Genomic DNA, 15,430 nt, shown 5'->3' with positions numbered 1-15,430 from the left:
CGATGCGGCTTGCTATTCACCGGTCGGTGACAGATTGGAGTCGAGTCGATGGCCGTCGCAAACGCTGCCGTTAAAATCCCCGTGGAAGTGCCCGTCGTCGAAAAGCGCGTGCGCAATCGCGCCGCGACCCAACAGGCGATCCTCGATGCCGCCAAGCGGCTTCTGGCCGAGGAGGGATTTCAGAACTTTGGTATCAATGCCGTAGCGCGTGGCGCCGGCTGCGACAAGCAGCTGATTTACCGTTATTACGGCGGCCTCAATGGCTTGGTGGAAGCCATCGGCACCGATCTCGGCGGCTGGGTGGCGGATCGCATTCCCGACGATACCGGCGGCATGTTCCTTTTGACCTATGGCGACCTGATGGAACGGCTGTCGATGCTGTTCCTCGACGCCCTGCGGGCCGACCCGCTGATGCGCCGCATCGTCGCCTGGGAAGTCTCGGAAAACAGCGAGCAGGTCCGCAGGCTGTCGGAAGCCCGCTCCAAGGCGCTGGCCGGCTGGATCGAGCGCATGCGCGGCTCGCTGGTGCCGCCGAAGGGCGTCGACACGCAGGCGGTCAACGCCATGATCTTTGCGGCCATCCAGCATATCGTTCTTGCCGCCGCCATCAGCGATCAATGCGCCGGTCTTGCCTTGAAAAACGGTAAGGATTGGGAGAAGGCGGCAACCGCCTTGAAGCGGATCGTGCGCGGCGTCTACGGCTGATATCGGCCTCGGGGCAGGGATATCCACAAGCTCGCCCAACCGTTAACCTTAACAAATGGTTTACGTTGCGCCGCGCCGGTTAACTCGTCACTGTGAAGAGACGATTAGTTAACCATCAAGCGTGCAGCCATGGGGTTGAGACCCGCAAAATTAGTGTTTCTCGTGACGGCGGTGATGTTCTTCGCCGTGCTCGCACTAGATATTACGCTGCCCGCGATGGTGTTGAGCGCCATGGCATTGTCGAACTGGCTCGTCCTTTCGGCTGGCACGACGCAATTTCAGCGTCGAAGAGGTACCGCATGAAGTGGTTGTTGATTTGCTGGGCCGCCCCGGTCTCGTTTCTCGGGGTATGGTATTACCTGTCGTACTACGACATGAGCTTCGGCATCTTCATGCTGACGCGACAGATGCACGATCTGGTCTTCGACATCTACGGCAAGATTCTCGGCATTCCGCCCGAAACCATCCCGCCGCTCGTTGCCCGCGCTATCGCCTTCGATAGTCTGCTGGTGTTTGCGATCTTCGGCTTTCGCCGCCGTGCCGCTATCATCGCATGGTGGAAGCGCCGTCAGGAGGCATCGGGATCGAGCAAGGTCGCTCTGCCAAGCGCCGACAGCCTGTCCAAGGCTCCCTGAAGAATGAAGCTTGCCGCCGCCGAGTCGATGCGCTCGGCGCGCTTGGCTCGCGAGACGTCCATTTCCAGAAGCGCCCGCTCGGCCGCTACCGTCGAAAGCCGCTCGTCCCAGAAGACGAAGGGTAGGGCGGTCTTTTCCGACATGCTGCGCACGAAGGCGCGGGTTGCCTGCACGCGCGGCCCGGCCGAGCCATCCATGTTCATCGGGAGCCCGATGACGAAGGCCGCGACCCTTTCCTTCTCGGCGAAGGCAACCAAGGTTTCGGCATCCTGCGTGAACTTGACCCGCTTGATGACCGGGCGCGGCGTGGCGAAGCGCCGCCCAAGATCGGACATGGCAAGGCCGATCGTCTTGGTGCCGAGATCGAGCCCGGCAACGGCCTGACCGGGCAGGAGCATCACGGCTAGGTCTTCGATGGTCAGCGTCGTCATCGGGGTCTCGCTCTCGTCAAAACAAATTGAAGTCAAAACCGCTTTTCTTTGGCACGGTTTGGGATATCTCCTAGAGCATTTCCAGCAAAAGCGCACAGCGGTTTTGCGTCCGGAGATGCGGAAGAACGAATAGACGGAGCGTTTCCACCGAAAATGCTCCGGACATCAGACTTCCATTTCAAATCAAATCCTAAGGAGCAATCCAATGAAGATCACCTGGCTCGGCCATGCCGCTTTTCGTATCGAAACGGCCAAGGCAAAAATACTGATCGATCCTTTTCTGTCTTACAATTCTTCCTTCGCCGCTGCCGGCCTCAACATCAAGGATGTTGCCGAAGGTGTGACCCACATCCTGCTGACGCACGGCCATGCCGACCATGTCGGCGACACGGTGCAGATTGCCAAGGATACCGGCGCGGTCGTTCTCGCCAATGCCGATCTCGCCTCCTGGCTTAACACCAAAGGCGTCGAAAAGCTCGAAATGGGCAATACCGGCGGCACCGTCGGTCTCGGCAGCTTCTCGGCCACCTTCACCAATGCGCTGCATTCTTCCGCCCAGATTACCGAGGATGGCGTTTCCCACGCGCTTGGCAACCCGAACGGCCTGATGCTGCATTTCGACGACGAAGCATCGCTCTTCCACATGGGCGATACCGACATCTTCTCGGATATGGCCCTGATTAACGAGTTGCATCAGCCCGATATCGGCATCCTGCCGGTCGGCGACCGCTTCACCATGGGTGGCGCCGTCGCCGCGCTCGCCTGCCAGCGCTTCTTCAACTTCAAGACCGCCATTCCCTGCCATTACGGCACGTTCCCGATCATCGATCAGACCCCGGAAAAGTTCATCGCCGGCATGGAAGGTTCGAAGACCGCGGTTGCCGCGCCGAAGGTTGGCGAGAGCGTTTCTGCCTGACGATACCCGTTGCGTATGGCGGACATGGCCTTTATAGCGAGTGTGAAAAATTCTATCCGGAGAATGCCATGTCCGTCGACCTCGCCACTGTCAAACGCGTCGCCCATCTTGCCCGCATCGCCGTCAATGAAGACGAAGCGCAGCGGATGATGGGTGAGCTGAACGGCATTCTGGGCTTCGTCGAGCAGCTCTCCGAAGTGAATGTCGATGGCGTCGAGGCCATGACCTCGGTAACGCCGATGGCAATGAAGAAGCGCACCGATGAAGTGACCGACGGCAACAAGGCCGCCGACATCGTCGCCAATGCGCCGAATACCGATCAGAATTTCTTCCTGGTGCCCAAAGTCGTCGAATAACGGTTCTTTTGAACCTTTTCCGACCGTTGCCCAATTCCAGATCTGAAGCGAACCAAAATGAGCGAACTCACCAGCCTGACCATTGCCGAAGCCCGCGACAAGCTGCGCGCCAAGCAGATCACCGCCACCGAACTGACCGAGGCCTATATCTCGGCGATCGACGCGGCCAACGGTCAGATCAATGCCTATATCGCCGTGACGCCCGAAAAGGCGCGCGAGATGGCGAAGGCCTCGGATGCGCGCCTCGCCGCCGGCAATGCCGGTGCGCTCGAAGGCATTCCACTTGGGATCAAGGACCTGTTCGGCACCGAAGGCATCCACACCCAGGCCTGCAGCCACATTCTCGACGGCTTCAAGCCGCGCTATGAATCCACAGTCACGCAGAACCTGTGGAACGATGGCGCCGTCATGCTGGGCAAGCTCAACATGGACGAGTTCGCCATGGGCTCTTCCAACGAGAGCTCCTATTTCGGCCCGGTCATCAACCCCTGGCGTGCCGAAGGCTCCAACCAGCAGCTCGTTCCCGGCGGCTCGTCGGGTGGCTCGGCCGCTGCCGTTGCGGCGCATCTCTGCGCCGGCGCGACTGCTACCGATACCGGCGGCTCCATCCGCCAGCCGGCTGCCTTCACCGGCACTGTCGGCATCAAGCCGACATACGGCCGCTGCTCGCGCTGGGGCATCGTCGCCTTCGCCTCGTCGCTCGACCAGGCCGGCCCGATCGCCCGCGACGTGCGCGATGCCGCCATCCTGCTGAAGTCGATGGCAAGCGTCGACGCCAAGGACACGACCTCGGTCGACCTGCCGGTGCCGGATTACGAAGCCTCGCTCGGCCAGTCGCTGAAGGGCATGAAGATCGGTATTCCCAACGAATACCGCGTCGACGGCATGCCGGAAGAGATCGAAACGCTCTGGCAGCAGGGCATCGCCTGGTTGAAGGATGCCGGCGCCGAGATCGTCAACATCTCCCTGCCGCACACCAAATATGCGCTGCCGGCCTATTACATCGTCGCTCCCGCCGAAGCCTCCTCGAACCTTGCCCGCTACGACGGCGTTCGCTACGGCCTGCGCGTCGACGGCAAGGACATCGTCGACATGTACGAGAAGACGCGCGCTGCCGGCTTCGGCCAGGAAGTGAAGCGCCGCATCATGATCGGCACCTATGTTCTGTCGGCCGGCTATTACGATGCCTACTACCTGCGCGCCCAGAAGGTTCGCACGCTGATCAAGCGCGACTTCGAGCTAGCCTTCAACGCCGGCGTCGACGCGATCCTGACGCCCGCCACGCCGTCTTCGGCCTTCGGCATCGCCGACGAGGACCTCGCTTCCGATCCGGTGAAGATGTACCTGAACGACATCTTCACGGTGACGGTGAACATGGCCGGCCTGCCCGGCATCGCCGTCCCCGCGGGCCTCGACCCGAAGGGCCTGCCGCTCGGCCTGCAGCTCATTGGTAAGCCATTCGAAGAAGAAACCCTCTTCAAAACAGCCCACGTCATCGAACAGGCTGCCGGCAAATTCACACCGGCGAAGTGGTGGTAAACACTATCCTTCTAAGACCTATGGCCGCCGCCGATCACGACATGGTCGGCGCGGTTGGCTTCGCCGCCTGGTTGAGCGGCGGTGCCTTGGATGCCAGATTTCAGAGCGGAGCCGTCATCGAAGCCGCTCGCCGTGCCTTCGTTGCTTATCCTGCTAACGCGAAGAGCGAAGTCATCGTTGCCGAAATTGATGGTGTCGTCGTTGGCTGGATCGCCCGCGAGGAGCGTCCCGATAATATTTCCGATCTGTGGGTGAACCCTGCATTTCATGCCAGGGGCGTCGGTTCCAGGCTTCTGCAGCACCTCATTGCCAGCATGGAGCTGGAAGGCGTCGCGACACAGAAGATCGACACTCTCGCCAGCAACGTCCCAGCAATCGGCCTCTACCAGAAACACGGCTTCAAAATCGTATGGCAAGGCGAAGAGTTTGATGCTGCGCTTTCGATCAATTTGACGAAAGTGCATCTGGAGCGTGTTTGTCGCTGATATAAGGGCTTCGCGGAGCGGCTTGCATATCATGAATGGATAGAACAATCGGGCGGCCAACGACCGCCCGATTGGAAATCATCGCGAATAGCCGGCGGCGTCTCCTTCATGCAGAGCGGTGTAAACCCGGTCGTAAATCTGGTTGCCTGCTTCCCGGCCAATGTCTCCATCGATCGAGCGCAAGATAATCCTAAGGAGCAGATTTTCCTGATCCAATCGTAGACCGAGCCGTTGCCTTGCCGTCTGCGGCAATGATGTCGCTGGATGGCGGCCGAGGAGAGAAACATCCTCGATCAATTCGGCCTCATCTCCAAGGGCGAGCCGAAGGCGGTCACCGATCTCCTCAAGCTCCGCCCCAGTGTGAATGGCAATCGAAAGATCGCGTGTCGTGGCTTGGTATTTGGAAACCGGCTGCCATCGATCGAGATTATCCATTTGGCGAACAACCTGCGTGTTGGTCGAGCGCAACAAACGGATATCATCGAGGCCCTTGATCAACATGACCATGCGATCGAGCCCGATTCCCATTGCCAGGCCACTCCATAAGTCTGGCTCCAGCCCTGCATCGACAAGCAGCCGCGGATGGATCAGGCCGCATTCAAGGATCTCCAGCCACCGCCCATCAATCTCAACCTCCACTTCCAGTCCGCCGGTGGTGTAGTGATGGTCAGCGGCTTGAATTCGCCAACGTCTGCCGGGCAACAGCGCCTCGGCAATACAAGCGATCATATCGCTTAGATCGCCGTCATTGAGGCGGGCGCCATCGGTAATGCGCCAGATATCAAGCTGATGCGGTTCTCCGACGTGATTTCGGTCGACGCAATCGCGGCGATAAACCATACCGGGGCATAGCAGTACCCGGTCGACTTCTTCGCCCCGAATCTGAGAAAGGAGTTCCGGAATGCTCGATGTCATCTGGGTGCGAAGCATCAGATCGTGACCCAGATAGCGAGCATATCGCTCGGATCGAGCCGGAGCATCGCCAGGATAGTAGAGCCGATCATAGTTCTCTGCGACGGTCACGATGGGCAAACGCCGGTGGACTTCGGGTGAGATTGACCAAGCTTTTCTAAGCGCCTGGTTTATTTGATCGACGACAATATTGACGGCATGAATTCCCTCTTCCGGATCGGAGAGGTCGCGTTTTGCAAGCGCGGTCGAGAGCTGAGCGCTGGTTAAATTATGGCTCCCCATGAGATGGGCTCCTTTAGCATTGGGCTGGAGGATGGGCGCACGAGTGCGTACCTGTCACGACCATGCAGGAGGCTGGAACCTAGGCGGAGAAAATGCGCGCTAGATTGAGCGCATCAGAAACCGCGTGCCAAGCCGTCCGGCTGGCCGCAAGTAAATCGGCGCGCAAGAGACACCGCATCACAATGCGGGGCTGCAGAATTAAGGGCGCGGTTCTTTCTCATAAGCGATGAAGTAACGGGATTGCGAATGGTCGTCAAGAATAGCGAAACGCGTGCATGAGGACCGGCCCCAGGTGGTTGTCAATATTCCGCCCAGTCGCCATCACATTTTGGACCGAAACACGATCATAAATTGCAGCCGGCCGCTTGGTCTCCTCCTTTGCAACCGAATCAAAAGGTCTCTTCATGCTCAAGCAAGTTACGGCGATCCTGCTCCTTAGCGTGTCATGTCCGGCGATCTCGCTGGCGGCCGACAATGGGGCCATTCGATCCATTACCCTGTCCTCTGGCGGCTTGGCCGAGGTTTCCCGATCGGCCGATGTCAATAGCGACGGCGTGATCCGGATCGAGGTTCCCCTCGATCAGGTGAATGACATCCTGAAGAGCCTTGTGGTCAACGGGTCCGCGGGCTCGGTGGCGGGCATGTCGCTTGCCGGGCCGAAGCCGTTGCAGGAAACCTTCAAGGGCTTGCCGTTCACGCGGGAGGCGCTCTCATCCGTGCCGTCGCTTCTGACGTCGATGCAGGGGGCTATGGTGTCGGCAAGCAGCGGCGGAAAGACCGTCGAGGGAAGCATTCTCGGGATCGAGGTCAGGAAGGCCGGAGAGAATGCGCCGGTTCACCTGCTGAGCATTCTCGACAAGGATGGCGCCGTCGAGACGCTGGCGCTCGGCGCGGATGCATCCGTCCGGTTCGAGGATGCCGATCTCAGGGCAAAGATCGCCAAGGCGGCTGCCGCGATCGCCCGAGGCAAAAACGACCGCACCCGCGCCATCGATATCAAGGTGAACGGCGTGAAGGACAATGGCGATATCGGCCTGACCTATGTCGTCCCGTCTCCGATCTGGAAGACCGCCTACAAGGTTGTGATCGATGAAAAGAACAAGGCACGTCTGCAGGCATGGACCGTGCTGGAAAATGCCAGCGGCGAGGATTGGAAGGGCGTGAAGCTCACATTGACTTCGGCCGAGCCGGTGACGCTGAGGCAGAGCCTGCACCAGCTCTACTGGAGAGAGCGGCAAGAGGTGCCGATCAACACGGCGTCGAATAATGTCCCCGATCCCGACAGCGGAGACCTTTCCAACCGGCAGCATCTGTCGGCAAATTACGAAGAGCGCATGGCGCCGGCGCCTGCCAGGGCAATGATCGGCGGTGCCAGCAGAAAGGTGTTGGCGGATGCGGCCGACGAGTCGGAAACGCCGGCGGCGCCCATGCAGATGGCCGCAGCCAATCCGACATCGGCGACGGAGAGCGATATCTCGGCCACGTTCGAGCTCCCTGGCACTTACGATCTCGCCAATGGCGACACGCTGTCGATGCCGATCATGGATGCGGAAGTGGATGCCGATATGGTGGACATGTATCGGGCCGGCAGCGCCTCCCGCAACCCGATTGCCGCCGTGATGCTCAAGAACACCACCGGCATCAGCATGCCGCCGGGTATTCTCACGCTCTATGACAGCAAGATCGGCTATGTCGGCGATTCTCAGCTATCGGCCCTGCCCAAGGAGGATACGCGCCTGGCAAGTTTCGCGACCGATCGAAAGGTATCGATCAGCGAACAGCAGACGCCGACCGAGGAGATTGCCTCCCTGAAGGTTTCGGATGGCGTGATGAATGCCGTCGTTAGATATCGCCAGACAACGACATACACGGTTTCGGGCGCGCTCGACGGCGAGCGGACAGTCATCATCGAGCATCCGATCAGGGACGGCTGGTCGTTTTCGTCGGCTGACAGCTTCGGCAAGACGGCAACGCATCAACGGCTCAAGGCGGTCGTGCCGGCCGGCGCCGAGAAGACGCTGACGGCGGTTGACGAGCAGCTTCAGAGCAACGGCTACGCCCTGGTCGACACCGATCCCGACATGCTGCTTGAGTGGTCGGCTTCGACCCATGACAAGGCGCTGACGGACAAGCTCGCGGATCTTGCCGATGCCCGTAAGAGACAGGTTGCCATCCAGAACGAACTGGCGAGCCTCGACAGCGAAATCGAGAAAACCGTCAATGAGCAGGAGCGGATAAGACGCAATCTCGGCGCCGTGCCTGACAATAGCGATTTGAAGAAACGCTATTTGAAGGCTCTTTCGGATAGCGAGGATCAGATCGCGGCCATGAACGAAAGGCGCGCCACAGTGCAGGCGGAAAGCGACCGTCGCGGAGATCATGTGACGGAGATCATCAGGACGTTCTGATCGTCATGAGCGTCTTTGCCTCAGTGCTACAAGCAGATGAGAGCCGCCCATCGGGCGGCTCTCATGCTTTCTCTATCTGTTATCCAGCTGCGATCGCACCAGCTTCAGTCCCTTTTCCGAGATTCGGTAGGGTTGGCCGTCGGTGGATCGGATAGCCTTCAGACGTCTGAGCCTGCGAAAGAGCTCGATGTTGAAATCGGGATAGAGCCAGCCGTCACGGGTGTAACAACTGGCGGTCTCGATCTTCTTTTTTTCAGTGCGTTCGAGTTCGATGCGGCCGCCCTGGGCGAGCAGGTGCAGAATGCGCTGTTCCGCGCGTGAAATATCCATTGGGAGTCAGAATCCGTAAAGCGCCATAGGGCGCAACAAAACGATCCGAAGCTTCCCTCAAGGGAAGTCGGGGCTTCGTTTTTAGGCCCGGCACGCAAGGGAACTTGCGAGCGAGGCCTTTACCGGGACTGACAAAAGGTGGACATAAAAACTCCGTTGATGCCTCTCTCTAAGGCAGGTTGCGGCTCACAGTCAAGCTCAACCCGCTTGATCTCCTTATTACGACATGCGCGCCTGTGAATCTCGCCGCTGGCAAAAGCCTTTGGCCGGTGCTTTACTGCCTTCAAATGGCGGGGGCTCGATGATCCATATTCGCAATGCCCATGAAGGCGAAACGGCGGTGTTGGCGAGCATCGGCCTGCGCTCCTGGCAGAGGGCCATGGGCGCCATCGGTGGCACGGGTGAACTTCTGGAAGGCGCAAACGAGGCTTTTACGAATTTCACGCGCAATCTCTGGCTGACGATCACGGTGATCGAGCTGAACGGGGAGGCTGTGGGATGGGCGGCGCGCGAAGGACTTGACGAGGCGATCTCCGATTTCTGGATCGATCCGGATTTCGTCCGGCGCGGCCTCGGCTCCGCGCTGCTGGCGCGGATCGAGCAGGATGTGCGCGAGCAGGGGCTGGAAAATGTTTCCCTGCAGAGCCATGCGGGAAATACCGACGCCATCGCCTTCTTCAAGGCGCGCGGCTACGAGATCCACTGGCTGTCGATCGTCTATTCGCCGAAGCTCGACAGCGACGTGCCGACCGTCGGGCTTTCGAAATCGCTGGTCGAAGACAGCGAGGGTGTCTATGGCCCGGGCATATAGCACGCCGGCGATGCCGAAAGCCTTGCGCCGCCTCGCCAATTGCTCTACCTCACAAAGTTCAGAAGAACAGCATTTCAAGAGCTTCCCATGACCCTTGTCGACGTCCGTACGCCAGATCCGAAACGCTTCATTCCCGGTGCCACCGGCGATTGGGAAATCGTTATCGGCATGGAAGTCCATGCCCAGGTGTTGAGCAATTCCAAGCTCTTCTCCGGAGCCTCGACCGAGTTCGGCAAGCCGCAGAATTCCAACGTTTCGCTCGTCGATGCCGCCATGCCCGGCATGCTGCCCGTCATCAACGAGGAATGCGTCAAGCAGGCCGTGCGCACCGGTCTCGGCCTCAAGGCGCAGATCAACAATCGCTCGATCTTCGACCGCAAGAACTATTTCTATCCCGACCTGCCGCAGGGCTATCAGATCTCGCAGTTCAAGGACCCGATCGTCGGCGAGGGCAAGATCGTCATCTCCCTTGGCCCGGACCGTCAGGGCCAGTTCGAGGATATCGAAATCGGTATCGAGCGCCTGCATCTGGAACAGGATGCCGGCAAGTCGCTGCACGACCAGCACGCCACCATGTCCTATGTTGACCTGAACCGGTCCGGCGTCGCGCTGATGGAAATCGTCTCCAAGCCGGATATCCGTTCGTCCGACGAGGCGAAGGCCTATATGACCAAGCTGCGCTCGATCGTGCGCTACCTCGGCACCTGCGACGGCAACATGGACGAAGGCTCCATGCGCGCCGACGTCAACGTTTCGGTCCGTCGCCCGGGCGGCGAATTCGGCACACGCTGTGAAATCAAGAACGTCAACTCCATCCGCTTCATCGGTCAGGCGATCGAATACGAAGCGCGCCGTCAGATCGGCATTCTGGAAGACGGTGGCACGATCGACCAGGAAACCCGCCTGTTCGATCCGAACAAGGGCGAGACGCGGTCGCTGCGCACCAAGGAAGATGCGCATGATTACCGCTACTTCCCCGATCCGGATCTCTTGCCGCTGGAATTCGACGATGCCTTCGTCAACGAGCTCGCAAAGCACCTGCCGGAGCTGCCCGACGACAAGAAGGAGCGCTTCGTCCGCGAACTGGGCCTTTCGATCTACGACGCATCCGTGCTCGTTTCGGAAAAGGCGATCGCCGATTATTTCGAAGCCGTTGCCGCTGGTCGCGATGGCAAGATGGCGGCCAACTGGGTCATCAACGACCTTTTGGGCGCTCTGAACAAAATCGGCAAGGACATTGAAGAGACTCCGGTTTCGCCCGCCCAGCTCGGCGCGATCATCGATCTCATCAAGGCCGAAACCATCTCCGGCAAGATCGCCAAGGATCTGTTCGAAATCGTGCTCACCGAAGGCGGCGATCCCGCCGAGATCGTTGAGGCGCGCGGCATGAAACAGGTCACCGATACCGGTGCGATCGAAAAGGCCGTCGACGAGATCATCGCCGCCAACCCGGATCAGGTCGCCAAGGTCAAGGCCAAGCCGACGCTTGCCGGCTGGTTCGTCGGCCAGGTGATGAAGTCGACCGGCGGCAAGGCCAACCCGCAAGCCGTTCAGGCGCTGGTCAAGGCCAAGCTCGGCATCGAAGAGGAATAAGCGGTGTTCTTCGTGCGCACCGCCGGCGAGCAGGACCTGGAAAAGGTCCGTGCTCTGCTCGGCGAGACTTGGCATGCGACCTACGACCGGATCTACGGCCCGGACAAGGTGAGCGAGCTGCACGCCTCCTGGCATTCGCCGGCCTCGCTGAAAGCGCGGCTGGCAAACAAGAATTCCGAATTCCTGGTCGCCGATGACGGCCGGACGATCGGTGGCATGGGCTATGCCGCCATGTCCAAGGAGATGACCAAGACCGTCATGCTCCACATGCTCTATGTCAGCCCAAAGCATCAGCGGGAAGGCATTGGCCGCGATATCTTCGCGGAGCTGGAAACCTGCTTCCCGGATGCGGAGATCATGCGTCTCGAGGTCGACCCTCAGAATGAACCCGCCATCGCCTTCTACAAGGCACACGGTTTCGTCGAGGTCGGCCACTCGGACAATAGCGGGCAGGGGCAGTCGGGTTTGCCGACGCTGATATTCGAGAAGCCGCTGACGGGCCACTGAAAGAATAGACGAGACCGCTCATGGAAGACGCCCGCCTGGTAATTCGCGAAGCGAAAGAATCCGACCTTCCTTCTTTGATCGGCCTTTTCGCCGCTGACACCATGGGCGGTCATGGCGATACCACCGACCCCTCCGCCTATGACGATTATCTGCGCGCCTTTCGCACCATCACAACGTCTTCGGATCAGACACTGTATGCAGCCGAACTAGGCGGCGAGATCGTCGGCACCTTCCAGACGATCGTCGTCACTTCGCTGCACGGTCGCGGATCATCCGCGATGATCATTGAATCCGTCCAGACGCGTGGCGATATGCGCGGGCAGGGGATCGGGGCGGCGATGATCAATTTCTGCATCGGCGAGGCAAAAAGCCGCGGTATGCGTATGGTGCAGCTGACGTCGAATGCGGCCCGAAAGGATGCGCATCGCTTCTATGAACGGCTGGGTTTCAAGCCGACGCATCTGGGCTTCAAGATGGCATTGAAATGAGGCTGTTTGCCTGCTGGAATCACTGGACAAGCCGGTTCGGTGGCGGCATAAGCAAACTATCGAATTCTGGTATCGCTCGCCCCTCAGCGGGTATCGAGGAAAAGACATGTGGAATTTCATCGTACAAACCTTCACCTGGTGGAATGGTCAGACCATGGGCACGCGGTTCGCGACCTGGCGGTTTGGCAAGCGCGTCGGTGAGGATGAGTTCGGCAACGTCTATTACGAAGGCGGCATGTCCTCCTACGGCCTTCCGAAGCGCTGGGTGATCTACAAGGGCTATGCCGAAGCTTCGGCCATTCCTCCGGGCTGGCACGGCTGGATGCATCACCGCACCGACGTTCCGCCGACCAAGGAAAACTACGTTACCAAAGAATGGCAGAAGGAACATCGCGCCAACCAGACCGGTACGCCGCAGGCTTATCGTCCACCGGGCTCTCTCGCCGTCGCCGGCGAGCGTCCGCGCGTGACCGGCGACTACGACGCCTGGACCCCGGGCAACTGAGGCAAGGACGGCTCGTCCTTTGGCCACAATTGGGCCTTAGGCGCGACATATGCCGGCTCTTGCTCGGCGCCTTGACCGAGACCAAGCGGAGATTGGCGGATATGACGTTTTTCACGCGGAGCGCTTCTTTGCGTGCGATGGCTGGAGCAGGCGTTGCTCTTTTCGCCGGCATCATGACAGCTCCCACTGCCGAGGCTGCCCGAATCTCCAATCCGGTTGCCGTCTTTTCCGGCCTCGACAAGATCACCGGCCGCATCACGACTTTCGATGTCTACATCAACGAAACCGTGCAGTTCGGTGCGCTGCAGGTGACGCCGCGCGCCTGCTATTCGCGAGATGATACCGAGCAGCAGAAGGTGGATGGTTTCGTCGAAGTGGATGAGATTACCCTCGATCGCCGTATCCGCCGCATTTTCACCGGCTGGATGTTTGCCGACAGCCCCGGTCTCAACGCCGTCGAGCACCCGATCTATGACGTCTGGCTGAAAGAGTGCAAGCAGAAGTCCGACGTCCCGCCGCCCGATACCGCCGGGGCTGGCGCAAAGTAATCGCCTTCAGGAATTTGCTGTGAACCTCATTGCCCGCAGAAGCTTCGCTCCTGCGGGCAAAGTTTTAGCTGCGCTCGGAATCGGCAGCTGCTTCACCTATCGCCTGACGATCGGTGGCATCCGACAGGTCGAGAACGATCCTCGCGCCATCCTTGGCTCTGCGGCGCAGAAAAGCGCTGTGATCCGGATAGGCTTTCAATTTGCCGCCATCGCCAAGCGCCTGGAGACGCGAGCGAGAAATGGCCAGCTCCGAGGCGAGCAGCCGATCAAGGCGGAGGTTGGGAGCAAATACGACCGCTATTCCGATTTCGAGCATCGTCCAGTCGATGGGTGCCTGCAGCGCCTCCTTCCGGATGACGACGTCGGGCGGTTCGTCGATGCGCTTGGCTTTCCGTTTCAGCCCATCGAGGTCGAATTCCCGTGCTCGCACCCAATCCGGATCGCTGCGCTGCAGTGCCTCGAGGGTGGAGGGGGCGAGATCGTGAGTAGCCTTACGCTCGAAGAGTGTTCGGTTCCACGTCTTGTCGCAATCGATGCATTTATAGATAAGCCACGCATCGAGCCGCTTGCCATTGGCATTGAGCCTGATCTTGCCGCTCGATCGAAACGGCCTTGGAGATCCGCAGCCGCTGCAGGCAATCCATGGCTGAGGCGAAGTCTTCGGCGAAATGGTCCAACGGACCTGAAGAATATTGCACATACCGTCTTGGTCTTCCGTCTGGAAGTCCAACAGGCTGGCGATGAGACAAGCCCGTCAGGGGCACGGTATGGCGATGTTGCGAGAAGGCTGAAGAGCTGAGACAGCGGTTGCTGTGTTAGGCGCGTTTTGACAATGCCAAACCGGTCTCAGACCATCACCCGATGGACATGAATATGCATCGGACGGCGTCACGCCGCCCCGATGCATGGGGTGATTTGGATGAGACCGGTATTTACGACGGCAAAGTGGAACCTCTATGCACCAACGCTCTTCGCGAGGAGGGATAGCAGATTACAATCTGCGTTTGAAGCCACAAAAAACTTCATGCATGGATTGCCTCAGGCGTCGGTATTCCCTTTGCGGCGAAACAGGCCCAGGATCTTGCGACCGGCCGCGACAATGCCCGCTAGCACGACGATGAGGCCCTTCTTCAATGCCAGAAGCGCCACACCGAAGCTCTTGAAGAAGCCGAGAACGACGGCCAGAAGCCCGAGCTTCGCCGCAACTTTCACGCCCGCGCCGGCAGCGATCATGCCCGCCATGCTGTAGGCCGCGATCTTGTCGCCGTTGGCAAAGTCGGCATAGCGCTTGCCGCTGTCATACTGCACCGTATTGATGACGTTGGGGATGGCTGCATTGATTTCCTGCAGCTGCTCCAGCCCGGCAACGAAATCGAGCTCGGTAACGCCCTCGCGCCCCAATACGCGCACAGAATAATTCAAGGTGTGGCCGGCGTTCGGGTCCTTGCCGAAAACTAGATCGCGCGCCCAGTGCAGGGCATGCGTCGCCTTGTCGTAGTGCGGGGGCTCTGCCCAGCCGACCAGCGTGATCGGATCGAAGCCCTGCTGTTCGCGCTCGGGATTTGCTTCATTGATCGCAGCCTGGATTTTCTTCAGCAGATCGTCGTAGTCCGTCGATGCCGCATCCTCGTCGGAGACGTAGCCGCTGCCATCATAGTCGATGACTGAGCCCCAGGAATGCGGATCGGTCGGCGGATATTTGGCCGGGAAGATCATGCCAAGCGGATTGCCGACAGAATTTTCCGGATTGCCCCAGAGCTCAACCAGTACCTTCTTCGAATCCTGCGGATTGAGGTAGTAGAACTGGTTCGAAACATTCAGCGTGGCATTGGCGCCGGGAAGCTTGATTGCTCCCTGCTGAAAATCCAGCGTTTTCAGCACGGCGCCTTCGTCGCCCGCAGGCGGTTCCGCTCCGAACATGTCGTGGAAGGATTTGGCGTTGGCCTGCGTTGTGAGCGCCAACGCGGCGAAAAACGTAA

18 protein-coding genes are annotated in these 15,430 nt (G+C 59.6%); 13 read left to right on the top strand and 5 right to left on the bottom strand.

The window, feature by feature from the left end; genetic code table 11:
- The first annotated feature begins 48 nt into the window (after window positions 1-48).
- Complete coding sequence (locus BJ928_RS00195; RefSeq protein ID WP_052227443.1) at window positions 49-705, top strand: TetR/AcrR family transcriptional regulator; 657 nt, start codon at window positions 49-51, stop codon at window positions 703-705.
- Between the two features lie 299 nt (window positions 706-1,004).
- Window positions 1,005-1,340: a DUF6105 family protein gene (locus BJ928_RS00190; RefSeq protein ID WP_047627024.1), complete on the top strand. Its 336-nt coding sequence runs from the start codon at window positions 1,005-1,007 to the stop codon at window positions 1,338-1,340.
- Here BJ928_RS00190 and ruvX read toward each other — a convergent pair.
- Window positions 1,274-1,771 (bottom strand): Holliday junction resolvase RuvX, encoded by a 498-nt coding sequence (gene ruvX, locus BJ928_RS00185; protein WP_047627023.1) that lies wholly within the window; start codon window positions 1,769-1,771, stop codon window positions 1,274-1,276. The genes BJ928_RS00190 and ruvX overlap by 67 nt on opposite strands.
- Before the next feature lie 205 nt (window positions 1,772-1,976).
- Between ruvX and BJ928_RS00180 the strand changes: the two genes are divergently transcribed.
- From BJ928_RS00180 to BJ928_RS00165, 4 genes are all read left to right on the top strand, one after another.
- Entirely contained in the window at window positions 1,977-2,687 is a 711-nt protein-coding gene (locus BJ928_RS00180) for a metal-dependent hydrolase (protein WP_047627022.1), read from the top strand.
- A gap of 68 nt (window positions 2,688-2,755) precedes the next feature.
- A complete protein-coding gene (gene gatC, locus BJ928_RS00175) occupies window positions 2,756-3,043 on the top strand; it encodes an Asp-tRNA(Asn)/Glu-tRNA(Gln) amidotransferase subunit GatC (RefSeq protein ID WP_015339557.1) in 288 nt (95 codons plus the stop codon).
- Window positions 3,044-3,100: 57 nt separating this feature from the next.
- Window positions 3,101-4,582 carry an Asp-tRNA(Asn)/Glu-tRNA(Gln) amidotransferase subunit GatA gene (gene gatA / locus BJ928_RS00170; protein WP_047627021.1) on the top strand — a complete coding sequence of 494 codons (1,482 nt, stop codon included), beginning with the start codon at window positions 3,101-3,103 and terminating at the stop codon, window positions 4,580-4,582.
- Window positions 4,576-5,067, top strand: coding sequence for a GNAT family N-acetyltransferase (locus tag BJ928_RS00165; protein ID WP_245432206.1), 492 nt, complete (start codon window positions 4,576-4,578; stop codon window positions 5,065-5,067). The genes gatA and BJ928_RS00165 overlap by 7 nt, the downstream gene beginning before the upstream one ends.
- 78 nt (window positions 5,068-5,145) lie before the next feature.
- Here the strand turns inward: BJ928_RS00165 and BJ928_RS00160 are convergent, their stop codons facing one another.
- Complete coding sequence (locus tag BJ928_RS00160; protein ID WP_047627019.1) at window positions 5,146-6,261, bottom strand: hypothetical protein; 1,116 nt, start codon at window positions 6,259-6,261, stop codon at window positions 5,146-5,148.
- Window positions 6,262-6,665: 404 nt separating this feature from the next.
- On the opposite strand from BJ928_RS00160, the gene BJ928_RS00155 reads away from it, so the two are divergent.
- The gene (locus tag BJ928_RS00155; protein WP_047627018.1) at window positions 6,666-8,669 is read left to right on the top strand and encodes a DUF4139 domain-containing protein; all 2,004 of its coding nucleotides are present in this window, start codon (window positions 6,666-6,668) and stop codon (window positions 8,667-8,669) included.
- A gap of 72 nt (window positions 8,670-8,741) precedes the next feature.
- Here BJ928_RS00155 and BJ928_RS00150 read toward each other — a convergent pair whose 3' ends face one another.
- Window positions 8,742-8,999: a YjhX family toxin gene (locus BJ928_RS00150; RefSeq protein ID WP_047627017.1), complete on the bottom strand. Its 258-nt coding sequence runs from the start codon at window positions 8,997-8,999 to the stop codon at window positions 8,742-8,744.
- Window positions 9,000-9,300: 301 nt separating this feature from the next.
- Here BJ928_RS00150 and BJ928_RS00145 point away from each other — a divergent pair, with 301 nt between their 5' ends.
- The 6 genes from BJ928_RS00145 (at window position 9,301) to BJ928_RS00120 (ending at window position 13,451) form a co-directional block, all read left to right on the top strand.
- A complete protein-coding gene (locus BJ928_RS00145) occupies window positions 9,301-9,810 on the top strand; it encodes a GNAT family N-acetyltransferase (RefSeq protein ID WP_047627016.1) in 510 nt (169 codons plus the stop codon).
- A gap of 87 nt (window positions 9,811-9,897) precedes the next feature.
- Window positions 9,898-11,403, top strand: coding sequence for an Asp-tRNA(Asn)/Glu-tRNA(Gln) amidotransferase subunit GatB (gene gatB / locus BJ928_RS00140; RefSeq protein WP_047627015.1), 1,506 nt, complete (start codon window positions 9,898-9,900; stop codon window positions 11,401-11,403).
- Between the two features lie 3 nt (window positions 11,404-11,406).
- Window positions 11,407-11,910: a GNAT family N-acetyltransferase gene (locus BJ928_RS00135; protein ID WP_047627014.1), complete on the top strand. Its 504-nt coding sequence runs from the start codon at window positions 11,407-11,409 to the stop codon at window positions 11,908-11,910.
- Window positions 11,911-11,930: 20 nt separating this feature from the next.
- Window positions 11,931-12,398, top strand: a complete 468-nt coding sequence (locus BJ928_RS00130) for a GNAT family N-acetyltransferase (protein ID WP_047627013.1) — start codon at window positions 11,931-11,933, stop codon at window positions 12,396-12,398.
- Window positions 12,399-12,504: 106 nt separating this feature from the next.
- On the top strand, window positions 12,505-12,903 hold the full coding sequence (locus BJ928_RS00125) for an NADH:ubiquinone oxidoreductase subunit NDUFA12 (protein ID WP_047627012.1): 399 nt from the start codon (window positions 12,505-12,507) through the stop codon (window positions 12,901-12,903).
- A gap of 101 nt (window positions 12,904-13,004) precedes the next feature.
- Window positions 13,005-13,451, top strand: coding sequence for a DUF2155 domain-containing protein (locus tag BJ928_RS00120; RefSeq protein WP_047627011.1), 447 nt, complete (start codon window positions 13,005-13,007; stop codon window positions 13,449-13,451).
- Between the two features lie 64 nt (window positions 13,452-13,515).
- Here the strand turns inward: BJ928_RS00120 and BJ928_RS00115 are convergent, their stop codons facing one another.
- The gene (locus BJ928_RS00115; RefSeq protein ID WP_047627010.1) at window positions 13,516-14,151 is read right to left on the bottom strand and encodes a DUF1062 domain-containing protein; all 636 of its coding nucleotides are present in this window, start codon (window positions 14,149-14,151) and stop codon (window positions 13,516-13,518) included.
- 338 nt (window positions 14,152-14,489) lie between these two features.
- Window positions 14,490-15,371, bottom strand: coding sequence for a DUF2167 domain-containing protein (locus tag BJ928_RS00110; protein WP_082011768.1), 882 nt, complete (start codon window positions 15,369-15,371; stop codon window positions 14,490-14,492).
- Window positions 15,372-15,430: the final 59 nt, after the last annotated feature.

It is taken from the genome of Rhizobium sp. WW_1 (genome assembly GCF_003610155.1).
Classification (GTDB): Bacteria; Pseudomonadota; Alphaproteobacteria; order Rhizobiales; family Rhizobiaceae; genus Rhizobium; species Rhizobium tropici_A.
Note: the sequence above shows the minus strand (reverse complement) of the source record. Positions and strands in the feature narration are given on the sequence as shown.

Coding starts and splice junctions, on each gene's coding strand:
- gatC (WP_015339557.1), top strand. CDS start 2,756: ATGTCCGTCGACCTCGCCACTGTCAAACGCGTCGCCCATCTTGCCCGC.
- ruvX (WP_047627023.1), bottom strand. CDS start 1,771: ATGACGACGCTGACCATCGAAGACCTAGCCGTGATGCTCCTGCCCGGT.
- gatB (WP_047627015.1), top strand. CDS start 9,898: ATGACCCTTGTCGACGTCCGTACGCCAGATCCGAAACGCTTCATTCCC.
- BJ928_RS00195 (WP_052227443.1), top strand. CDS start 49: ATGGCCGTCGCAAACGCTGCCGTTAAAATCCCCGTGGAAGTGCCCGTC.
- BJ928_RS00190 (WP_047627024.1), top strand. CDS start 1,005: ATGAAGTGGTTGTTGATTTGCTGGGCCGCCCCGGTCTCGTTTCTCGGG.
- BJ928_RS00125 (WP_047627012.1), top strand. CDS start 12,505: ATGTGGAATTTCATCGTACAAACCTTCACCTGGTGGAATGGTCAGACC.
- BJ928_RS00160 (WP_047627019.1), bottom strand. CDS start 6,261: ATGGGGAGCCATAATTTAACCAGCGCTCAGCTCTCGACCGCGCTTGCA.
- BJ928_RS00150 (WP_047627017.1), bottom strand. CDS start 8,999: ATGGATATTTCACGCGCGGAACAGCGCATTCTGCACCTGCTCGCCCAG.
- BJ928_RS00180 (WP_047627022.1), top strand. CDS start 1,977: ATGAAGATCACCTGGCTCGGCCATGCCGCTTTTCGTATCGAAACGGCC.
- BJ928_RS00115 (WP_047627010.1), bottom strand. CDS start 14,151: ATGTGCAATATTCTTCAGGTCCGTTGGACCATTTCGCCGAAGACTTCG.
- BJ928_RS00110 (WP_082011768.1), bottom strand. CDS start 15,371: ATGTTCGGAGCGGAACCGCCTGCGGGCGACGAAGGCGCCGTGCTGAAA.
- BJ928_RS00120 (WP_047627011.1), top strand. CDS start 13,005: ATGACGTTTTTCACGCGGAGCGCTTCTTTGCGTGCGATGGCTGGAGCA.
- BJ928_RS00155 (WP_047627018.1), top strand. CDS start 6,666: ATGCTCAAGCAAGTTACGGCGATCCTGCTCCTTAGCGTGTCATGTCCG.
- BJ928_RS00130 (WP_047627013.1), top strand. CDS start 11,931: ATGGAAGACGCCCGCCTGGTAATTCGCGAAGCGAAAGAATCCGACCTT.
- BJ928_RS00145 (WP_047627016.1), top strand. CDS start 9,301: ATGATCCATATTCGCAATGCCCATGAAGGCGAAACGGCGGTGTTGGCG.
- gatA (WP_047627021.1), top strand. CDS start 3,101: ATGAGCGAACTCACCAGCCTGACCATTGCCGAAGCCCGCGACAAGCTG.